Raw genomic sequence first — 18,214 nt, forward strand, 5'->3', positions numbered from 1 at the left:
GTCAGGACTCGCGATGCAGACGGTATTCGGCGCTGCGCGCGTGCGCCTGCAGTCCTTCGCCGTAGGCCAATTCCGCGGCGATCTCGCCAAGCATGCGGGCCCCGCCCTCGCTCACTTCGATCAGGCTCGAACGCTTGATGAAGTCGTACACGCCCAGCGGCGACGAGAACCGCGCCGTGCGCGACGTCGGCAGCACATGGTTGGGACCGGCGCAGTAATCGCCCAGGCTCTCGCTCGTGAACTTGCCGAGGAAGATCGCGCCGGCATGGCGAATCTTGTCGCCCCACTGCTGCGGGGTTTCGGCCGAAATCTCGAGGTGCTCCGGTGCGATCACGTTGGCGATTTCGCACGCTTCGGCCATGTCGCGCACCTTGATCAGCGCGCCACGGCCTCGCAACGAGGCGGCAATCACTTCGCGGCGCGGCATCTCGTCGATCTGGCGCTCCAGCGAGGCGTGCACGCGCGCGATATAAGCGGCGTCCGGGCACAGCAGAATCGACTGCGCGAGTTCGTCGTGTTCGGCCTGCGAGAACAGGTCCATGGCGACCCAGTCTGGATCGGTCGTGCCGTCGCAGATGACGAGGATTTCGGACGGCCCGGCGATCATGTCGATGCCGACGGTGCCAAACACGCGGCGCTTGGCGGCAGCCACGAAAGCGTTGCCCGGGCCAACGATCTTGTCGACAGCAGGCACCGTCGCGGTGCCATAGGCCAGCGCGGCGACCGCCTGTGCGCCACCGATGGTGAACACGCGGTCCACCCCGGCGATTTGCGCGGCGGCAAGCACCAGCGGGTTCTGCACGCCATCCGGCGTGGGCACCACCATAACGATCTCTTTCACCCCCGCCACGCGCGCCGGAATGGCGTTCATCAGCACCGACGACGGATAAGCCGCCTTGCCGCCCGGCACATAGATGCCCACGCGATCGAGCGGCGTAACCTTCTGGCCCAGCACCGTGCCGTCCGGCTCGGTGTACTGCCAGCTATGGCTGCCGCACTCGATGCGCTGCTTCTCGTGATAGGCACGCACGCGGGCGGCCGCGGCTTCGAGCGCCGCGCGACGCTTCGGCTCGAGGCTCTCGAGCGCCGCCGCCAGCGCTTCAATGGGCAGCTCCAGCGCCGCCATGCCGGGTGCGCTCAGTCGGTCGAACTTGTTGGTGTATTCGATGACGGCCGCATCGCCGCGCGCCTTCACGTCGGCGAGAATGTCGGCCGCCGCACGATCGATGGCGGCGTCTTCGCTCGCCTCGAACGCCAGAACATCGCGAAGCTGCGCCGCGAAGCCTTCGGCGGAGGAATCGAGTTTGCGAATATCGAGTTTCATGCTGTTTGCCGGGACGCCCGCTCGAAGGCATCCAGAATAGGCTGCAACGACTCGCGCTTCAACTTGAGTGCAGCCTGATTGATCACGAGGCGGGAGGAGATCTCCATGATCTCTTCCACTTCCACCAGATTGTTGGCCCGCAGCGTGCCGCCGGTGCTCACCAGATCGACAATCGCGTCGGCCAGACCCACGAGCGGGCCCAGCTCCATCGAGCCGTACAGCTTGATCAGGTCGACGTGCACACCCTTGGCCGCAAAGTGCTCGCGCGCCGTCTGCACGTACTTGGTCGCCACGCGCAAACGTGCCCCTTGACGTACGGCATTCGCGTAATCGAAGCCCTTCGGTACAGCAACAGACATGCGGCAACGCGCAATGTTCAAATCGATTGGCTGATACAGACCGCCGCCGCCGTGTTCGATGAGCACGTCCTTGCCGGCCACGCCGAAGTCGGCGGCACCATATTGCACGTAGGTCGGCACGTCGGTCGCGCGCACGATGATGACCTGCAGGTTCGGATCCGTCGTCGGCAGAATCAGCTTGCGGGAGGTCTCGGGGTCTTCCGTGACTTCGATACCGGCGGCCGCCAGCAACGGCAGCGTCTCGGTAAAGATACGCCCTTTCGAGAGCGCCAGCGTCAGCGGTTGAGCGAGCGGCTGGGCGGGCTTGGCGGAACTCATGCAATCTCTCCCTGGCGCGCTTCGACGCGCCGGATTTGCGCGCCCACGGCGCACAACTTGGCCTCGATGCGATGATAGCCGCGATCGAGGTGGTGAATACGGTCGACGAGCGTGCGGCCCTCGGCCGTCAGACCCGCGACGATCAGGCTGGCGGAAGCGCGCAGGTCGGTCGCCATCACATGCGCACCCGACAGGCGATTCACGCCGGAAATCCGCGCCGTGTTGCCGTCGATGCCAATATTCGCGCCCAGACGCGTCAACTCCTGCACGTGCATGAAGCGGTTCTCGAAGATCGTTTCGACGACCTGCGACGCCCCTTCGGCAACGCAATTCAACGCCATGAACTGGGCCTGCATGTCGGTCGGGAACGCCGGATATTCCGACGTTCGGAAACTGACCGCCCGCGCGCGCCGATCCATCGTCACGCGCAGCCAATCCGCGCCGGCCGTCACGTTTGCGCCGGTTTCGCGCAACTTCTCGATCACCGCGTCGAGGGTGCCCGGCACAACGCGTTGCAGCGTGATATCGCCACGCGTCGCCACCGCCGCGCACAGGAACGTGCCGGCTTCGATCCGATCGGGCACAACATCGTGTGTCGCGCCCGACAGGCGCGGCACGCCCGTCACGACCAGACGATCGGTGCCGATGCCGTCGATCTTCGCACCCATCTTCACGAGCAGCTCGGCCAGGTCCGTCACTTCGGGTTCGCGGGCGGCGTTGGCCAGCACCGTAACGCCGTCGGCCAGCGTGGCCGCCATGAGCAGGTTTTCGGTGCCCGTGACGGTGATCATGTCGGTCACGAGCGTCTCGCCACGCAGACGCGTTGCCTTGGCGACGATGTCGCCGTGCGTCAGCGTGATTTCGGCGCCCATCTTCTGCAGGCCCTTGATGTGCTGATCAACAGGTCGCGCCCCGATCGCACACCCGCCCGGCAGCGACACGCGCGCCTCGCCGCAACGGGCCAGCAGGGGCCGAGCACGAGAATCGACGCGCGCATGGTCTTTACGAGCTCGTAGGGGGCCGCCGGCTCGGTGATCTGCGACGCATCGAGCGTCACGGATTCGCCGTGACGCTCGACCTTCACGCCCATGCGTGCGAGCAGCGTCAGCATGGTGCGCACGTCGTGCAGATCGGGCACGTTGCCGAGCACCAGCGGCTCGGCCGTCAGCAGGCACGCACACAGGATCGGCAGCGCCGCGTTCTTGGCACCCGATACGGTAATCTCTCCCGCCAGCCGCTCGCCGCCCTCGATCACCAGGTGGTCTGCGGCCATGCGCTCGCCGGTGGCGGTCTCGCCGTTGCCGGCGACGCCGGCGCTTTCTTGCGTAATCCTCATTGCGCCCGATACTCCGCAGGCGTGAGGGTCTTCATGGACAACGCGTGAATTTCAGCCTTCATGCGATCGCCCAGCGCGGCGTACACGAGTTGATGGCGGGCGATGAGACGCTTGCCGTCGAACTGCTCGCTCACGATGGTCGCGTAAAAGTGCTGGCCATCGCCTTCGACGGCCACGTGCTCGCAAGCCAGACCGGCTTCGATGTACTGTTTGATTTGTTCGGGGGTAGGCAGCATGGCCGATCCTAGAGAAGTTCAGTGACGCAATTTATAACCACGGCGCAGCAAAGTCAGCGCCACGGTTGCGAGTATCAGAAAAGTCGCACCCACAACGGCAAGGCTGGTCTGCGGGGCAACGTCGGACACACCGAAGAAGCCGTAACGGAACCCGTCGATCATGTAGAAGAACGGATTGAAGTGCGAGACAGCCTGCCACAGCGGCGGCAGCGAGTGAATCGAGTAAAACACGCCCGCCAGGAACGTTGCCGGCATGATCAGGAAGTTCTGGAACGCCGCGAGTTGGTCGAACTTCTCCGCCCAAATGCCTGCGATCAGACCCAACGTGCCGAGAATCGCCGCCCCAAGGAACGCGAAGCCGACGATCCACAGCGGCGCGGCGAACGTCAGATGCGTGAACGTGACCGTGACCGCGAAGACGCCCGCGCCCACGCACAACCCACGCACGACGGCGGCGAGCACGTACGCGCCGTACATCTCCCAATGCGACAGCGGCGGCAACAGCACGAACACGAGGTTGCCCGTGATCTTGGACTGGATCAGCGACGACGAGCTGTTCGCGAACGCGTTCTGCAACACGCTCATCATCACCAGGCCCGGCACGAGGAAAGATGTGTACGTGATCTGGTCATAGACCTTCACGCGGTCTTCAAGCACGTGGCCGAAGATCATCAGGTACAGCAGCGCGGTGAGCACGGGCGCGGCCACGGTCTGGAAGCTGACCTTCCAGAAACGCAACACTTCCTTGTAGAACAGCGTGCGGAATCCGACCCATCCGCCAACCCATCCGCCGATCATGCTGCCACCTCCTGCGCGCGCGAACCGGACATGATCTGCACGAACACGTCCTCGAGATCGGCCTTCTGGATGTCGATGTCCTCAACGATGCAGCCCGCCGCCCGGCAGGTGGCGAGAATCGATTCGACTTCATCGCAGCCCGCCAGACGCAGCGCGAACTGAGGTCCGTTCGTATCCTGCGGGTCGACCAGCAACGGGCGTAGTGCGTCGGGCAGCGTGCCGTGCTTGAAGCGCAGCACGAGACGCGTGCCCGCGAAACGCTGCAGCAGCGAGGCGGTGCGCTCGAGCGCCACGACTTCGCCGCGCTTGAGCATGGCGATGCGGTCGCACAGCGCTTCCGCTTCTTCGAGATAGTGCGTGGTCAGCACGATGGTGTGGCCTTCACGGTTCAGACGCGAGATGAATTTCCAGAGCGTCTGGCGCAGTTCGACGTCGACCCCGGCGGTCGGCTCGTCAAGCACGATCACCGGCGGGCGATGCACGAGCGCCTGCGCGACGAGCACGCGCCGCTTCATGCCGCCCGAGAGCTGGCGCATGTTCGCGCCGGCCTTGTCGGTCAGGTCGAGGTTCGCCATGACTTCGTCGATCCAGTCGTCGTTGCGCGTCAGACCGAAGTAGCCGGACTGGATACGCAGCGTTTCGCGAACGGAGAAGAACGGATCGAAGACGAGTTCCTGTGGCACCACGCCGAGCTTGCGGCGGGCATTGCGGTAGTCGCGCACCACGTCGTGGCCAAGCACACTGACGCTGCCCGCATCCGCGCGCGCGAGGCCGGCGAGAATGCTGATCAGCGTGGTTTTGCCGGCACCGTTGGGACCGAGCAGACCGAAGAATTCCCCTTCTTCGATCGAAAAGCTGACGCCTTTGAGCGCCTGCAATGCCTGATAGCGTTTCTTGACGTTACGGATTTCGATGGCGGCCATGGACTGCACGCACCCGCCTTGGCGAGCGCGCCATATAGATTCTCCGGCCACGCCCGCGCGTCGGCGCAACCGCGGGGATCGCGGCAGCAGCCATATCGGCGGCGTGGGTGCCCGGATGAGGGTAACTGCCCAAAAGTCGGCAGAAAACCCCTGATTATAAAGGAAGCCGGTGGCGGCCGTGCTCACGCCCGGTCCAGCGCCCCCAGGGAAACGTCGATCACGCGCGCGACGCCCGCAAGCCCCTTCGGGCCGGGTATGCGTCGCGCTCGGCCGGCGTCACCGCATTGCACATAAAAAAAGCGCCGTTGCGAGACGGCGCTTTCCTGCGGGACGGCGGCCCGGCCAGGCGAATCAGATCGAGAGCAACTGGTCGACGCCGTACACCAGCGCAAGGCTGGCCAGTCCCGCTGGCAGGTTAGTGAACGCCAACGTCGCACCACGCCGTACCGCGTGGCGGCGCAGGGCCAGCAACACGGCGAGCGCCGATGAGTCGAACTGCTTCAGCCCGGCGCAATCGATCTGGGTTTCGCCCGCGTCGATGCGATCGATGGCCTGCGCGAGGACGTCGCCGGCGGTGTCGTGCGTGAGGTCGGTCTGCAACGCGAGCATGCGCTTACTTACCGCCGGCCAGTTGCTGGTTGCGCTGCGTCAGGAACTGAATCAGACCGTCGACGCCCGACTTGTTCACCTGCTCGGCAAACTGATTGCGGTACGTCTGGATGAGCCAGGCGCCCAGCACGTTCAGGTCATACAGTTTCCATTCGCCGCTGGCCGACTTGTACAGACGATAGTCGAGCTCGATCTGCTGACCGTTGTTGAGCACATCGGTATAGACCACGGCGTCGGTGTCGCCCGGCTGACCACGGAACGGCTTGTAGTTGACCTGCTGGTCACGAATCTGCGCGATGGCGCCCGCGTACGTACGCAGCAGCAGCGTCTTGAACTGCTCGGTCAGTTGCTGCCGTTGCTGCGGCGTGGCGGTGCGCCATGCGGCGCCAGTCGCCAGTTGCGTTGTCTTCGCGAAGTCGGCGTGCGGCAAGATCTTCTGCTCGACCAGCTTGGTGATGCTGTTCAGATCACCCTTCTGGATGTTCGGATCGGACTTGGCGGCGGCCATCACTTCGTTCACGGTCTGCTTGACCAGAACGTCAGGGGCTTGCGCCTGGGCCACGGCGGCGCCGGCGGCGGTGTACGTCATCAAAGCCATGACGGGAATGAGCCAGAACTTCTTCATTGTGGACTTCCTCTTTCGAGTGACGGGTGTTGCGGGATTGGATACCCGTGTTGTGTCTGGAGTTCGCGAAATACCGGCAGTGTCGTGTAACAAACTGTTGCCCGACAGGCCTGCCAACGGCGCCCCGTAAGGCGGGGCGCCCTGTCATCAGGAGGCATCGATGCCTTGCGGCAGGTGACTCGCGCCGATCACCGGCGGAACGGCAATCCGCCCGGCACGATCTTGCCCGGTACGGGCGAACCTTGCGGCGCGTCCGGTTCGGCTTTGACGCCCGAGGCAGGTTCGGCTTGAACGCCTGAGGCAGGCATCGGCTGCGCGTTCGTGCCGCCAGCGCCGTCTTCCTCTTCGTAATTCGGCAACGCCGCGTTGCCCGCAGCCCCGCCATTGATCAAATACTTGCGTCGTGCCAGATAGGCATCGCGCGTGAACGAGTATGGATCGAGGGCGGCGGCTTCGAGAAGGTTCGATGCGTCGAGCAGGTTCGCGCGCGTATTCACGATGCGAACGCCGAAGATCGAGTAACTGACCCAAGTCGGATTGATATACGACGTCGGGTCGATGAACATGTTGCCGGCCATGCCGACGCTGTCGCGCACCGTGCTCGGGCCGAGCACCGGCAGCACGAGGTACGGGCCGTCAGGCAGGCCCCACTTGCCGAGCGTCACACCGAAGTCCTGGCTGTGCTTGGGCAAGCCGGCCGGCGTGGCGAAGTCGACCAGACCGCCCACACCGAGGAAGGTGTTGATCGTCAGGCGCATCAGATCCTGCACGGCAGCCGTGACTTCCAGTTGCAACAGGTTGTTGGCGAAGTTGTACACATCGCCCACGTTCGAGAAGAAGTTCGTGACCATGTCGCGCGCCGGTTGCGGCACGGCGAAGCGGTAGCCCTTGGCCACGGGCGTCATGACCGTCTTGTCGAGCGTGTCATTGAACGTGTACATCGAACGGTTGAACCCTTCGATGGGGTCGGCGGGACTCGGATTCGTGACAGTGGCGCACCCTGCCAGCGCCATCGCGCCGGCGGCCAGCACTGCCGAAGTACGGAAGCGGGTCATCTTTTTATTTTCCTTGGGTTGCCGTGGCCGCCCCAGACGCCGGCAAAGCAGCGGGTGCGGTCGATACCGGTGCGGCCGATGCCCCGCCCGGTTGGGCGCCCCCGGCATCTGCCGCCTTGTTGTACAGGAACTGGCCGATCAGATTTTCCAGCACGATTGCGGATTGCGTGAGCGTGATCGTATCACCGGCCTTGAGCATTTGATCGTCGCCGCCCGCCTCAAGCCCGATGTATTGCTCGCCGAGCAGCCCCGACGTCAGGATCTTCGCCGACGAGTCCTTCGGGAAGTGATATTGCGAATCGATGTTGAGCGTCACGTCGGCCACGTACCGCTTGTCGTCGAAGTTGATCGACGCCACGCGTCCGACCACGACGCCCGCGCTCTTGACAGGCGCTCGCGGCTTGAGGCCGCCGATGTTGTCGAAGCGCACCGTCACCGGATACGAACTCGAGAACGACAGCGAACTCATGTTGCCCACCTTGAGCGCGAGGAACAGCAGCGCTGCGAAGCCGAGAACGACGAACAGGCCAACCCAGAAGTCGAGGGGGTGTTTTTTCATTGTGTCAGTGTGCGCAATCTATCTATGTCTTGGCGGGCACGCAGGCCCGTTAGCTGAACATGAGGGCCGTGAGCAGGAAGTCGAGACCGAGTACCGCGAGGGACGCCTGCACCACCGTACGGGTAGTCGCACGCGACACGCCCTCTGGCGTCGGCTGCGCCTCGAACCCCTGGTACAGCGCGATAAAGGTGACGGCAATCCCGAACACTACGCTTTTGATGACGCCGTTGGCGACGTCCGACCACACGTCCACGCCGCCTTGCATCTGCGACCAGAACGCGCCGGGTCCACGCCGATCAACTTCACGCCGACCAGGTAACCGCCAAACACACCCACCGCCGAGAAGATGGCCGCGAGAATCGGCATGGCGATCACGCCTGCCCAGAAGCGGGGGGCCACCACGCGCGCGATCGGATCAATCGCCATCATCTCCATGGCGGTCAATTGCTCCCCCGCCTTCATCAAACCGATTTCGGCGGTGAGCGAGGTTCCGGCGCGTCCCGCGAACAGCAGTGCGGTGACCACCGGCCCCAACTCACGCACCAGCGACAGCGCCACGAGCAGACCCAGCGCCTGTTCGGATCCGTACCGGTTAAGCGTGTAATAGCCTTGCAGGCCCAGCACGAAGCCGACGAACAGGCCCGAGACCGCAATGATGACGAACGAATAGTTGCCGACGAAATGGATCTGGTCGGTCACCAGACGCGGCCGGCGCAGCATCGCCCCGCTCGACGCGAGCACGCGCCAAAACATTCGCGCACCGTACCCCAGGCGCTCTACGTGACCGCGAACAAAACTGCCGAGGGTCGTGATCATGCACGCGCTCCCATCCCAAAATCGTCCGCAAGCGGCGGCGCGGGATACTGAAATTTTACGGGCCCGTCCGGTTGCGCATCGATGAACTGGCGCACCGTCGGGTCATTCGAGGCTCGCAGCGCCTCCGGCGTCCCCTCGGCACCGATGCGCCCCTCACTAATGAAATAGATGTAGTCGGCGATGGCAAAGGTCTCCGTCACATCATGCGACACAATAATGGACGTGGCGCCCAGCGCGTCGTTGAGCTTACGGATCAGATTCGCGGTGATGCCCAACGAGATCGGGTCGAGCCCCGTGAACGGCTCGTCGTACATGATGAGGTCCGGGTCCAGCGCCATCGTGCGTGCCAGCGCCACACGTCGCGCCATGCCTCCCGAAATCTCGGCCGGCTTCATGTCGCGTGCGCCGCGCAGGCCCACGGCGTTGAGCTTCATCAGCACGAGGTCGCGAATGAGCGCATCGTCGAGCCGGGTGTGTTCGCGCAGCGGAAACGCCACGTTGTCGAACACCGTCATGTCGGTAAAGAGCGCACCGAACTGGAACAACATGCCCATGCGACGCCGCAGGCGGTACCAGCCAGCGTGATCGAGCGATGCGACATCCGTCCCGTCGAATTCGACGGTGCCACGGCTGGCATGGACGAGCCCGCCGATCAGGCGCAGCACGGTCGTCTTGCCGCAGCCGGACCCCCCCATCACCCCAACGACCTTGCCGCGGGGGAACCGCATATTCAACCCGGAAAGCACCAACCGTTCGCCATAACCAAAGCTGACGTCGCGCAATTCGAGCAAATTTTCCGGATTCGGGATAGGCACGTTTCGGGTCTTATAGTGCGGCGCAAAACGCCAATTATAGGGGGAATGCCGATTGATGCCGCCCAACGGCGATGGACGAAATCGAGGATTGGCGCTGCCCCGCGGCATTCTACAGGGCCGGCGTCCATTCGCCTTGTCGTGCGCCGACCGGCACAACGAACAAAAAACGTAACGCCAGCAAGGACTTATCGAGACCTCGGGGTGCCGGGTGTTGCGCCGTTGCTACAATACGCCGTTTCACGCAACAAATCGTTGACCCCGATGCCGCGCACCACCCAAACGCCTTTCCGTCCCCTTCTGCCGCAAGATACGGAGAAGATCGAATTTCGGATTCGTCCGATGCAATCCTGCGATATTCCCCAAGTCCTGACGGTACAGGCAGCAGCGTATCGCGGTCCGATGCGTGAGTCGGAGGCCACATTGGCCTCACGTCATGCGCTGTCGCCGTCAACGTGTTGGGTTGCGGAGGGAACAGGGCCGACGGATACGTCCGTGGTCGGCTATCTACTGACGCACCCGTGGTGCATGGCCGCCCCGCCGCCACTGGATACCGTCCTCAAGGCCCTGCCTGACACGGCCGATTGCTGGTACGTGCACGACATGGCGCTGGCCCCACGCACGCGCGGCGCGGGCGTGGCTCGCCAACTCTACGCGGCGGCCCTGGCGGTGGCACGGTCGTCAGGATTGCGCGCGTCGGCCCTTGTTGCGGTGCAGCAATCGCAGGAGTTCTGGGCACGCTTCGGTTATGCCGAAACGAGCGACGTCTCGCCGCAGATGGCCGTGAAGTTGTCCGGATACGGCGACGGCGCCATGTTCATGACGTGCACGCTATAACGGGCCGCGCGCGGCAGACATCACGCGCGTTGCGCGAACGCCTGCTGCATTCCCTTCACCGCCGCCGCCACATCGACGGCCTGCGTGACGGCTCGCACCACGGCCGCGCTGGTCACCCCGGTGTCCAGCACTTGCGCGAGGTTGTCCGCATCGATGCCGCCAATGGCGACAAGCGGATAGTGCGGTGCGATGAGCTTCACGTACCGCGCCAACTTCGCGAGTCCCTGCGGGGCGGTCGCGATCACTTTGGTGGTTGTGGGAAACACGGCCCCCACGGCCAGATAGCTAGGCCGGAAGTGATGCGCCGCCAGCATCTCGTAATAGCCGTGCGTGCTGATGCCCAGGCGCATGCCGGTCGCAAACAGCGCCGCGACCTCGTCGGCGGAAAGCGCCGCCATATCCTCTTGTCCGAGGTGCACGCCATAGGCACCCGCTTGCGCGGCTTCGCGCCAATGGTCGTTGATGAACCAGGCACTGTCGTGCATCACGCGCCGCGCCGCCGCCACCGTCCGTTCGATCTCCGAGCGCAGCGTCGGATCCGCGGGATCCTTGATCCGCAGCTGCACGGTGCCGACCTGAAGATCGGCCATGCGCTCGCAAGCGCCGGCATCTGGCAGCACCGGATACAGACCGAGGCGTGACGGGCAGGCCGGGAACCGGCCGGGTGACGGCACTTGGCCGAGCACGACCGGGAAGGTTTCGAGCACCGTCGGCCATGCCCCGAGGGTGTCGGCATCGGCCGCGCGCGCGTGGCTGCCGTCAGTGCGCCATGCGCGCGCGAGCACGAGCGCGTCGTGCGGGGCGAATCCGCAGTCGAGGAACGCAGCGAACGCGGGGAAGAAGGCCGGATCGTCCGCGCCCGCGACACGATAAACGGCGTCGTACGTGTACAAGGTGTCTTCCACCTGCCCCGCCGGCAACGCCCGCGAGCAAAGGACAACGGCGTGCGCCGCCCGCCATGCGTCGATCTGCACGGCGGCTTCGGTTCCGGGAGCGCCCTGCGGCGAGAGCGGCCACCAGACTACGTCCCCTGCCCCCGCGCGGTCCGGCGTCTGCGCGTGCACACGCCAACTTGGCGTAGCGGGGTCGTCCGGCCACGGCGCGAGGCGCGCGCGGATGCCGACGGCGGCCTGTTGCCATGCCGTGGCGAGGGGTGCGTCAGCCGGCAGGCATTGCACGTGAGACAGGGTGGCGCCGCCGCTATGCGTCGTCATGAAGATTCCCGGTGGGTCAGGCGGTGCGAGGTTGCGGTGGAATTCAAGCGCGTCTCCTCGGGGGTCACGCGCCCGTCTGATGCCAGAACGGCACCCCGACGACCGGGGTGCTGGCTTCGGCGCTCTCGCGCTCGGCCATCGGTCCGGCGAGCCACGCCGCGCGGCCCGCCTTGATCGCGGCGGCGAACGCGCCGGCCATCTCCACCGGCTGGGCCGCAAGCGCCACGGCCGTGTTGAGCAACACGCCGTCGAAGCCCCACTCCATCACCTGACACGCGTGCGACGGCAGACCGAGGCCGGCATCGACGATGAGCGGCGTATCCGGCAGACGGTCGCGCAGCAGTCGCAGGCCGTACGGATTGATCACGCCCTTGCCGGTGCCGATCGGCGCCCCCCAGGGCATCAGCGCCTGACAGCCGACGTCGAGCAAGCGACGGCACAGCACCAGGTCTTCCGTGCAATACGGCAGCACCTTGAAGCCGTCGCGAATCAGTTGCTCGGCGGCCGTCACCAGACCGAACGGGTCGGGCTGGAGCGTGTAGTCGTCGCCAATCAGTTCGAGCTTGATCCAGTCGGTCTCGAAGACTTCGCGCGCCATTTGCGCCGTGGTCACCGCTTCCTGCACCGAGTGGCAACCCGCTGTATTGGGCAGCACCGGCACCGCGAGACGGCGCAGCGTGTCCCAGAAATGGCCTTCCGACGCCTGCGCCCCGGTGCCCGAGAGTTGTCGGCGCAACGCCACCGTCACCATGCCCGGGCGGGCGGCGTCGATGGAATCATTGAGCGCCTGCAGCGACGGGTAGCGCGCCGTGCCGAGCAGGAAGCGACTGCCGAAGCGCGTGTCATACAGCGTGAGCGCGTCGCGCACGCTGCCTGCGGCCACATTGGCCGATTCGGTGAATGCGTTCATGTCAGCCTCCGGCCACCGGTTGCACTACATCGATTTTGTCGCCATGCGCGAGCGCGCGGGCGGCATATTGCGTCTTGGGCACGAACTGCCCGTTGATCGCCGCGGCGAACGGCGGCTTGGCACCGTAGGCGGCGAGCGCCTCGGCCAGCGTCGACGCCTCGGCCACGCTCAGTGTCTGTTGATTGATATGAATATCCATTGTGTCCCTCCCCTCTCATGCCTGACGGAACAGGTCCGGCCACGGCCGGCTGGCTCGCCACATCTCCCAGTCGAACGCGTGCCCAAGGCCCACTCGCGCGCTCGTCGCTTGCATCAATGCCTGCGCCAGCGCGCACGCCTCTCCCGTGACCGCCGGCGCGAGCAAATAACCGTGCCGGTACAAACCGTTCACGCGCAGCACCCGTGCACCGTCCCACTGGACCCGCGGCAGATGGTCGGGCAATGCCGGACGGCAGTTGACATTGAGCTCGACAATGCGCGCCTCGCCGAACGCCGGGTTCAGCGAATGGGCCGCCGAGAGCAGTTCGAGCGCGGAGCGCACGGTCATCGGCGACATATCTTCCGACTCGAGTTCGGTCGCGCCGATCACATACAGGTCGTTTTCCTTGGGCGCGATATAGATCGGATAGCGCGGATGCAGCAACCGCACCGGCCGGCGCAGCCCAATGCCCGGCGCGTGAATTCGCACCACCTCTCCCCGCACACCGCGCAATTGCGTGAGCGCGGCGCGCGCGCCCAGCCCGCGGCAATCGATGACCAGACCGGCGTCCGGATACGCGCCCTCGGCGATCTCGGTATGCCAATGCAGCGCCGCCCCCGCCTTCGCAAGACCCGCCGCCAGCGCGCGCAACAGTTGCCGGTTGTCGAGCTGGCCCTCGTTCGGCAGCCACCAGCCTTCCTGAAAGCGTCCGGCCAGCGCCGGCTCGACCTCGGCCAATTGCGCGCCCGACACGCGGCGCACACCCTCGCGCAGCAAGGCCGGCGGGGCATTGGCGCGCATGCGTCGGTCGAACATCACCGCCTCGGCGCGATCGGGCTGGTGCCACACGACCAGCGTGCCGTTGCGTTGGAAGAAGACGTGTTCGGGCAGGCCGTCGATCAATGCCGGCCAACGTTCCAGGCCGACGGCGCCCATCTCGACGATGCTCGGCTCGGCCACGGCGGCTTCGGCCAAGGGCGCGAGCATGGCCGCTGCCACCCAGCCGGCAGCCGACGACCCGTCGGCATCGCCACGCTCGTAGAGCGCCACGCGTGCGCCGGCACGAATCAGTTGCCACGCCAGAAGACGCCCGGCCAGGCCACCGCCGAGCACGGCGACGTCGGGACGCGAAGCGCAAGCGCTCATACGCGTTCTGCCGCGCAAGCCGGGACGGCGCGCAGGCACTCGAAAGCAGGCAAAGATAGACTCGCGAGCGGAATCTCGGAAGTCGTTGCGGCGAAAACCGCAGGGATAAGCGCAGGAATCTGCGGAAGGCAGCGCATGGGGTCCTTTCCTCATGAAAGCAAAAGGACGAAACGGTGTTGAACACCTTACCCCACTGGAGGAGTCGGAAACTTCCCACGCCGGTATTACCCGGGTCGGGTGCAAAGGGTCTCTCTCAGCCCCACGTCGAATGGTTACGCATGGTCAACGCCTGCGTTCGACACGGAGCACCCCTGTTTCGCCCGCAGCCATTACAACATAGATGCCGACGCCCGTGCAAGCAGGAGCCCCGGACGGTTGCACGCGCGATGCGTCTCGTTTTTTGATGAATCCCCCGAGCCGTGTAACCCCACGTAAACTGAAAGCCGACGTGACAAGCGCCCCGATCCGGAAATCGTGCAACGCACCCGCCGGAACTGCGGTCAAATGGGCCGTCGATCCTAATAACACGTTGCATTTCCGCGGCAACCCCGCCAGACGATCATGGCCCACACGCCGATGTCTTCACCGCCTCCCGAGGCGCCGTCTCCCGGCAACACGGCCGCCCCGGCCCCCAAGCCACCGAAGCACCCCACCGCATGGCAGTTGATCCGGCCCTACTGGGCGTCGGAGAAGCGCTGGGAGGGCCGTCGGTTGCTCGCACTCGTCGTGGCGCTCAATCTTGCCGTGGTGTTCATCAACGTACGATTGAATGCGTGGAACGCCGGCTTTTATGACGCCCTCGACAAGCGCGATTGGCCTGTCTTCAAGTCGTCGCTGCTCGAATTCGCGGTACTCGCGTTCAGTTTCATCGTTATCGCGACCTTCCGTACCTACTTTCGCCAGATGCTCGAAATCCGCTGGCGGCAGTGGGTGACCGATGCCAACCTGTCGAAGTGGTTCTCGCATCAGGCCTATTACCGCATTGAGCGCGACCATCTGGCGGACAACCCCGACCAACGTATTTCGGAAGACATCCGCACGCTGGTCAGCTCATCGCTGGCGCTGTCGCTCGATTTGCTCACGACGCTGGTCTCGCTGTTTTCGTTCATCACCATTCTCTGGACGATCTCGGGCGCCGTGTCATTTGTGCTGGGCGGCATGAACGTGACGATTCCCGGCTACATGGTCTGGGTCGCGGCGCTCTACGCCTTGGTGGGATCGTTCTTCATCTTCAAGGTCGGCCGGCCGCTCGTGGGGCTGAGCTATCGGCAGCAGCAGGTGGAAGCGGATTTCCGCTTTCTGCTGGTGCGTCTGCGCGAGTCGGCGGAGCAGGTCGCGCTCTATCGCGGCGAAGGGGCTGAATTGTCGCGGCTGACGTCGGCCTTCGGGGCCGTGCGCGACAACTGGTGGCAGATCATGGTCGTGACGAAACGGCTGATCTTCGCGAATTCGATCTACGGGCAGATCGCCATCGTGTTCCCGATCATGGCGGCCGCGCCGCGCTATTTCGCCGGGGCGTTCACGCTCGGCGTGCTCATGCAGATCATCGGTGCGTTCGGGCAAGTGAGCGACGGTTTTTCGTGGTTCGTGAATAGCTTCTCGACGTTGGCCGACTGGAAAGCGACGATCAACCGGCTGCGCGAATTCACGCGCGTCATCGATGCACCGCCGCAAGCACCGAGCACCGGTGGCATTGCGCTCGTGAAGGCCGCCCATTCGCCCTCGGCAGCCTTCACGGCCACCGACCTTCGCCTCGCGCTCCCTGACGGTGCGCCGCTCGCGGTCGCCGGGTCGTTTGCCTTCGCGCCTGGCTCGCGCTGGCTCATCCGTGGCCGCTCAGGCTGCGGCAAGAGCACCATGCTGCGCGCGTTTGCCGGCCTGTGGCCGTTCGGCAGCGGACGCATCGAAGTTCCCGCCGACGCCCGCGTGCTGTTCCTGTCACAACAAAGCTATTTGCCGATCGACACACTGAAGGCGGCCCTGGCCTTTCCTTCGCATGCCGATACTTTTACCGACGACGAATGCCGAGACGTGCTGAGTGCCGTCAACCTCGAGCAGTATCGTGACGAGTTACTGACCGTCGCTCACTGGGCTCGCCGCTTGTCCGGCGGCGAGCAACAACGACTCGCCACCGCGCGCGCCTTGCTGCAAAAGCCGGATTATCTGTTCCTCGACGAAGCGACCAGCGCGCTCGACGTGGAAACCGAGGAGGCGGTGTATGAAGCGCTGCATGCGCGCCTACCGAGCACCACGATGGTCAGCGTGGCCCATCGGGAAACGCTCGGCCGCTTCCATCAACACACCATGACGCTGCATGCCGCGGGCGACGTCGCGCCGCCACGGGTGGTCGACGCGGCCTAGCCGGCATAAGGCACCTCCGGCAATCCCTGCACGCCGCAACGCACGGCCAACACATGGCCGTCGTGTTCGGTCGCGCCGGTTGCCGGATGAATCGACGTAACAAACAACGTGTCGAAATCGCGCCCGCCGAACGCGCACATCGACGGCTTCGACACCGGCAACACGATCTCGCGGTCCAGCACGCCCGCGGGCGTGAAGCGCAGCAAGCGGCTGCCGTCGTTGGCGCACGTCCAGTAAGCGCCGTCGGCATCGACGGCCGCGCCGTCTGGGCGGCCCGGATAGTCATGCATGTCGACGAACAGCCGCTGCCCGCTGATCGCCCCGCTATCGGCGTCGAAGTCGAACGCCCACACGCGACGGCGCGTCGGATGCGAATCGCTCAGGTACATCGTGCGGCTGTCCGGCGAGAAGCCCAAACCGTTCTGCGTCACCAGGCCCTCGACGAGCGGCGCCGACAGACGGCCCTGCGCGTCGAAACAGAAGAGCGCGCCTGCGTCGCTCGCGAGCGACATGTCCTGCACCATGGTGCCGGCCCAGAAGCGGCCCTGCCGATCGCAGCGTCCGTCGTTGAAGCGCATGCCCGGCAACGGGAACACCGGCGCGGCCAGTCGCTGCCAATCAGATGCCGCAAGCGTGCCCGGCGGCCCCAGTCGCGCCGCGAACAGCCCGGTTTCGCAGCCCGCCAGCAACATGCCCGAGGCGTCGAAGGTAAAGCACGCGATCTGCTCGGGGAATGTCCATTGCCGATGATCGCCGTCGGCGGGTGTTACGCGATGCAGTTGCTTCGCGGGGATGTCCACCCAGTAGAGCGCCTGCTCGTCGGCGCGCCACAATGGGCTCTCGCCAACGGCATGAGGCGCCTGTCGCGACGGTTCAAGCCGTTCGATCGACACCGTCATGCCTTGGGTTCCATCGGACCCAGCAGCACGAACGGTCCGCCTTGGTAGCGCTGCGTCACATCGTCCATGCGCGGATCGGGCGCCTGCGCCGGAAACAGGCCGGCGAATTCCGCCGAGCTGTCTTGCGCTCGGAAGCCAAGAAACGCGGCCTTCGTATTGTCGACCCACAGCGTCGGGTTGTTCGACACGCCATAGACGATGGCATGGCCCACGCGATTCGTGAACAACGAGCAGCGCACGAGTTCGACGAAATCGCGATAGCTCAGGTATGTCACCATCATGCGCGGATTCTTCGGCTGCTCGAACGACGAGCCGATGCGCAGGCACACGGTCTCCAGACCGAAGCGATCGAAGTAGTAGCGGGACAGGTCTTCACCGAAACATTTCGAGATACCGTACATGCTGTCCGGACGGTGCGGCGCGTCGACATCGAGCACTTCCGTCACGGGATGGAAACCCACCGCATGATTCGAGCTGGCGTAGACGATGCGCTTCACCCCCTGCTTCTGCGCCGCGCTATAGACGTTGTACATGCCGAGAATATTGGCTTGCATGATGTCGTCGAACGGCGCCTCGACGGAGATGCCGCCCAGGTGCACCAGCGCGTCGACGCCTTCGAGCAGCGCGTGCACGGCGGCGCGGTCCGCGAGGTCGACCTGCATGGCTTCTTCGTGCGGCGCATCGGCCGTGAGCGGCACGATGTCGCTCACGCGCACGATATCCGCCCACTCGGCGAGCTTGCCGCGCAGTTGTTTGCCAAGATTGCCCGCTGCGCCGGTCAGCAGCAGACGACGGAAGGGTTTGTCGGATGTCTGGCTCATATCAGTCCTTGTTCATCGGTAGATCGCAGGGCATGCGACGACGCCTTGCCACAACAA

18 protein-coding genes, 2 pseudogenes and 1 riboswitch are annotated in these 18,214 nt (G+C 65.0%); of the genes and pseudogenes, 2 read left to right on the top strand and 18 right to left on the bottom strand.

Features of this window, described 5'->3' with window-relative positions:
- Nucleotide 1: 1 nt before the first annotated feature.
- From hisD to DRB87_RS21015, 12 genes and pseudogenes are all read right to left on the bottom strand, one after another.
- The gene (gene hisD / locus DRB87_RS20960; protein ID WP_130027397.1) at nt 2-1,324 is read right to left on the bottom strand and encodes a histidinol dehydrogenase; all 1,323 of its coding nucleotides are present in this window, start codon (nt 1,322-1,324) and stop codon (nt 2-4) included.
- On the bottom strand, nt 1,321-2,001 hold the full coding sequence (gene hisG / locus DRB87_RS20965; protein ID WP_130027398.1) for an ATP phosphoribosyltransferase: 681 nt from the start codon (nt 1,999-2,001) through the stop codon (nt 1,321-1,323). The genes hisD and hisG overlap by 4 nt, the downstream gene beginning before the upstream one ends.
- Nucleotides 1,998-3,337: pseudogene (murA, locus tag DRB87_RS20970) on the bottom strand (UDP-N-acetylglucosamine 1-carboxyvinyltransferase). Before murA ends, hisG begins: the two are co-directional and overlap by 4 nt.
- Nucleotides 3,334-3,573 carry a BolA family protein gene (locus DRB87_RS20975; RefSeq protein ID WP_017231786.1) on the bottom strand — a complete coding sequence of 80 codons (240 nt, stop codon included), beginning with the start codon at nt 3,571-3,573 and terminating at the stop codon, nt 3,334-3,336. Before DRB87_RS20975 ends, murA begins: the two are co-directional and overlap by 4 nt.
- A gap of 18 nt (nt 3,574-3,591) precedes the next feature.
- Complete coding sequence (locus tag DRB87_RS20980) at nt 3,592-4,371, bottom strand: ABC transporter permease (protein WP_130027399.1); 780 nt, start codon at nt 4,369-4,371, stop codon at nt 3,592-3,594.
- Nucleotides 4,368-5,294, bottom strand: a complete 927-nt coding sequence (locus DRB87_RS20985) for an ABC transporter ATP-binding protein (protein ID WP_130027400.1) — start codon at nt 5,292-5,294, stop codon at nt 4,368-4,370. The genes DRB87_RS20980 and DRB87_RS20985 overlap by 4 nt, the downstream gene beginning before the upstream one ends.
- Before the next feature lie 351 nt (nt 5,295-5,645).
- A complete protein-coding gene (locus DRB87_RS20990) occupies nt 5,646-5,903 on the bottom strand; it encodes a lipid asymmetry maintenance protein MlaB (RefSeq protein WP_017231783.1) in 258 nt (85 codons plus the stop codon).
- A gap of 4 nt (nt 5,904-5,907) precedes the next feature.
- Nucleotides 5,908-6,528, bottom strand: a complete 621-nt coding sequence (locus DRB87_RS20995) for a phospholipid-binding protein MlaC (RefSeq protein WP_017231782.1) — start codon at nt 6,526-6,528, stop codon at nt 5,908-5,910.
- A gap of 188 nt (nt 6,529-6,716) precedes the next feature.
- Nucleotides 6,717-7,583, bottom strand: a complete 867-nt coding sequence (locus tag DRB87_RS21000; protein ID WP_017231781.1) for a VacJ family lipoprotein — start codon at nt 7,581-7,583, stop codon at nt 6,717-6,719.
- Nucleotides 7,584-7,587: 4 nt separating this feature from the next.
- On the bottom strand, nt 7,588-8,142 hold the full coding sequence (gene mlaD / locus DRB87_RS21005; RefSeq protein WP_130027401.1) for an outer membrane lipid asymmetry maintenance protein MlaD: 555 nt from the start codon (nt 8,140-8,142) through the stop codon (nt 7,588-7,590).
- Between the two features lie 49 nt (nt 8,143-8,191).
- A pseudogene (gene mlaE / locus DRB87_RS21010) lies at nt 8,192-8,958 on the bottom strand (lipid asymmetry maintenance ABC transporter permease subunit MlaE).
- Entirely contained in the window at nt 8,955-9,749 is a 795-nt protein-coding gene (locus DRB87_RS21015) for an ABC transporter ATP-binding protein (protein WP_370364038.1), read from the bottom strand. Before DRB87_RS21015 ends, mlaE begins: the two are co-directional and overlap by 4 nt.
- A 363-nt stretch (nt 9,750-10,112) precedes the next feature.
- Between DRB87_RS21015 and DRB87_RS21020 the strand changes: the two genes are divergently transcribed.
- The gene (locus DRB87_RS21020) at nt 10,113-10,607 is read left to right on the top strand and encodes a GNAT family N-acetyltransferase (protein WP_240756089.1); all 495 of its coding nucleotides are present in this window, start codon (nt 10,113-10,115) and stop codon (nt 10,605-10,607) included.
- Between the two features lie 20 nt (nt 10,608-10,627).
- Here the strand turns inward: DRB87_RS21020 and DRB87_RS21025 are convergent, their stop codons facing one another.
- The 4 genes from DRB87_RS21025 to DRB87_RS21040 all read right to left on the bottom strand — a co-directional run bounded on the left by DRB87_RS21025 (nt 10,628) and on the right by DRB87_RS21040 (nt 14,076).
- The gene (locus DRB87_RS21025; protein ID WP_130027403.1) at nt 10,628-11,821 is read right to left on the bottom strand and encodes a thiamine phosphate synthase; all 1,194 of its coding nucleotides are present in this window, start codon (nt 11,819-11,821) and stop codon (nt 10,628-10,630) included.
- Between the two features lie 64 nt (nt 11,822-11,885).
- Nucleotides 11,886-12,731, bottom strand: coding sequence for a thiazole synthase (locus DRB87_RS21030; protein ID WP_130027404.1), 846 nt, complete (start codon nt 12,729-12,731; stop codon nt 11,886-11,888).
- Nucleotide 12,732: 1 nt separating this feature from the next.
- The gene (thiS, locus tag DRB87_RS21035) at nt 12,733-12,930 is read right to left on the bottom strand and encodes a sulfur carrier protein ThiS (protein ID WP_130027405.1); all 198 of its coding nucleotides are present in this window, start codon (nt 12,928-12,930) and stop codon (nt 12,733-12,735) included.
- 15 nt (nt 12,931-12,945) lie between these two features.
- On the bottom strand, nt 12,946-14,076 hold the full coding sequence (locus DRB87_RS21040; protein ID WP_130027406.1) for an FAD-dependent oxidoreductase: 1,131 nt from the start codon (nt 14,074-14,076) through the stop codon (nt 12,946-12,948).
- Between the two features lie 193 nt (nt 14,077-14,269).
- Nucleotides 14,270-14,399: riboswitch (TPP riboswitch) on the bottom strand.
- Nucleotides 14,400-14,652: 253 nt separating this feature from the next.
- Between DRB87_RS21040 and DRB87_RS21045 the strand changes: the two genes are divergently transcribed.
- On the top strand, nt 14,653-16,437 hold the full coding sequence (locus tag DRB87_RS21045; RefSeq protein WP_165385381.1) for an ABC transporter ATP-binding protein/permease: 1,785 nt from the start codon (nt 14,653-14,655) through the stop codon (nt 16,435-16,437).
- Here the strand turns inward: DRB87_RS21045 and DRB87_RS21050 are convergent.
- Nucleotides 16,434-17,336: an SMP-30/gluconolactonase/LRE family protein gene (locus tag DRB87_RS21050; protein WP_130027407.1), complete on the bottom strand. Its 903-nt coding sequence runs from the start codon at nt 17,334-17,336 to the stop codon at nt 16,434-16,436. The genes DRB87_RS21045 and DRB87_RS21050 overlap by 4 nt on opposite strands.
- Complete coding sequence (locus DRB87_RS21055; RefSeq protein WP_130027408.1) at nt 17,333-18,157, bottom strand: NAD(P)-dependent oxidoreductase; 825 nt, start codon at nt 18,155-18,157, stop codon at nt 17,333-17,335. Before DRB87_RS21055 ends, DRB87_RS21050 begins: the two co-directional genes overlap by 4 nt.
- Between the last annotated feature and the right edge of the window lie 57 nt (nt 18,158-18,214).

Origin of the sequence: Pandoraea sp. XY-2 (assembly GCF_004193915.1) — a bacterium.
GTDB classification, from domain to species: domain Bacteria; phylum Pseudomonadota; class Gammaproteobacteria; order Burkholderiales; family Burkholderiaceae; genus Pandoraea; species Pandoraea cepalis.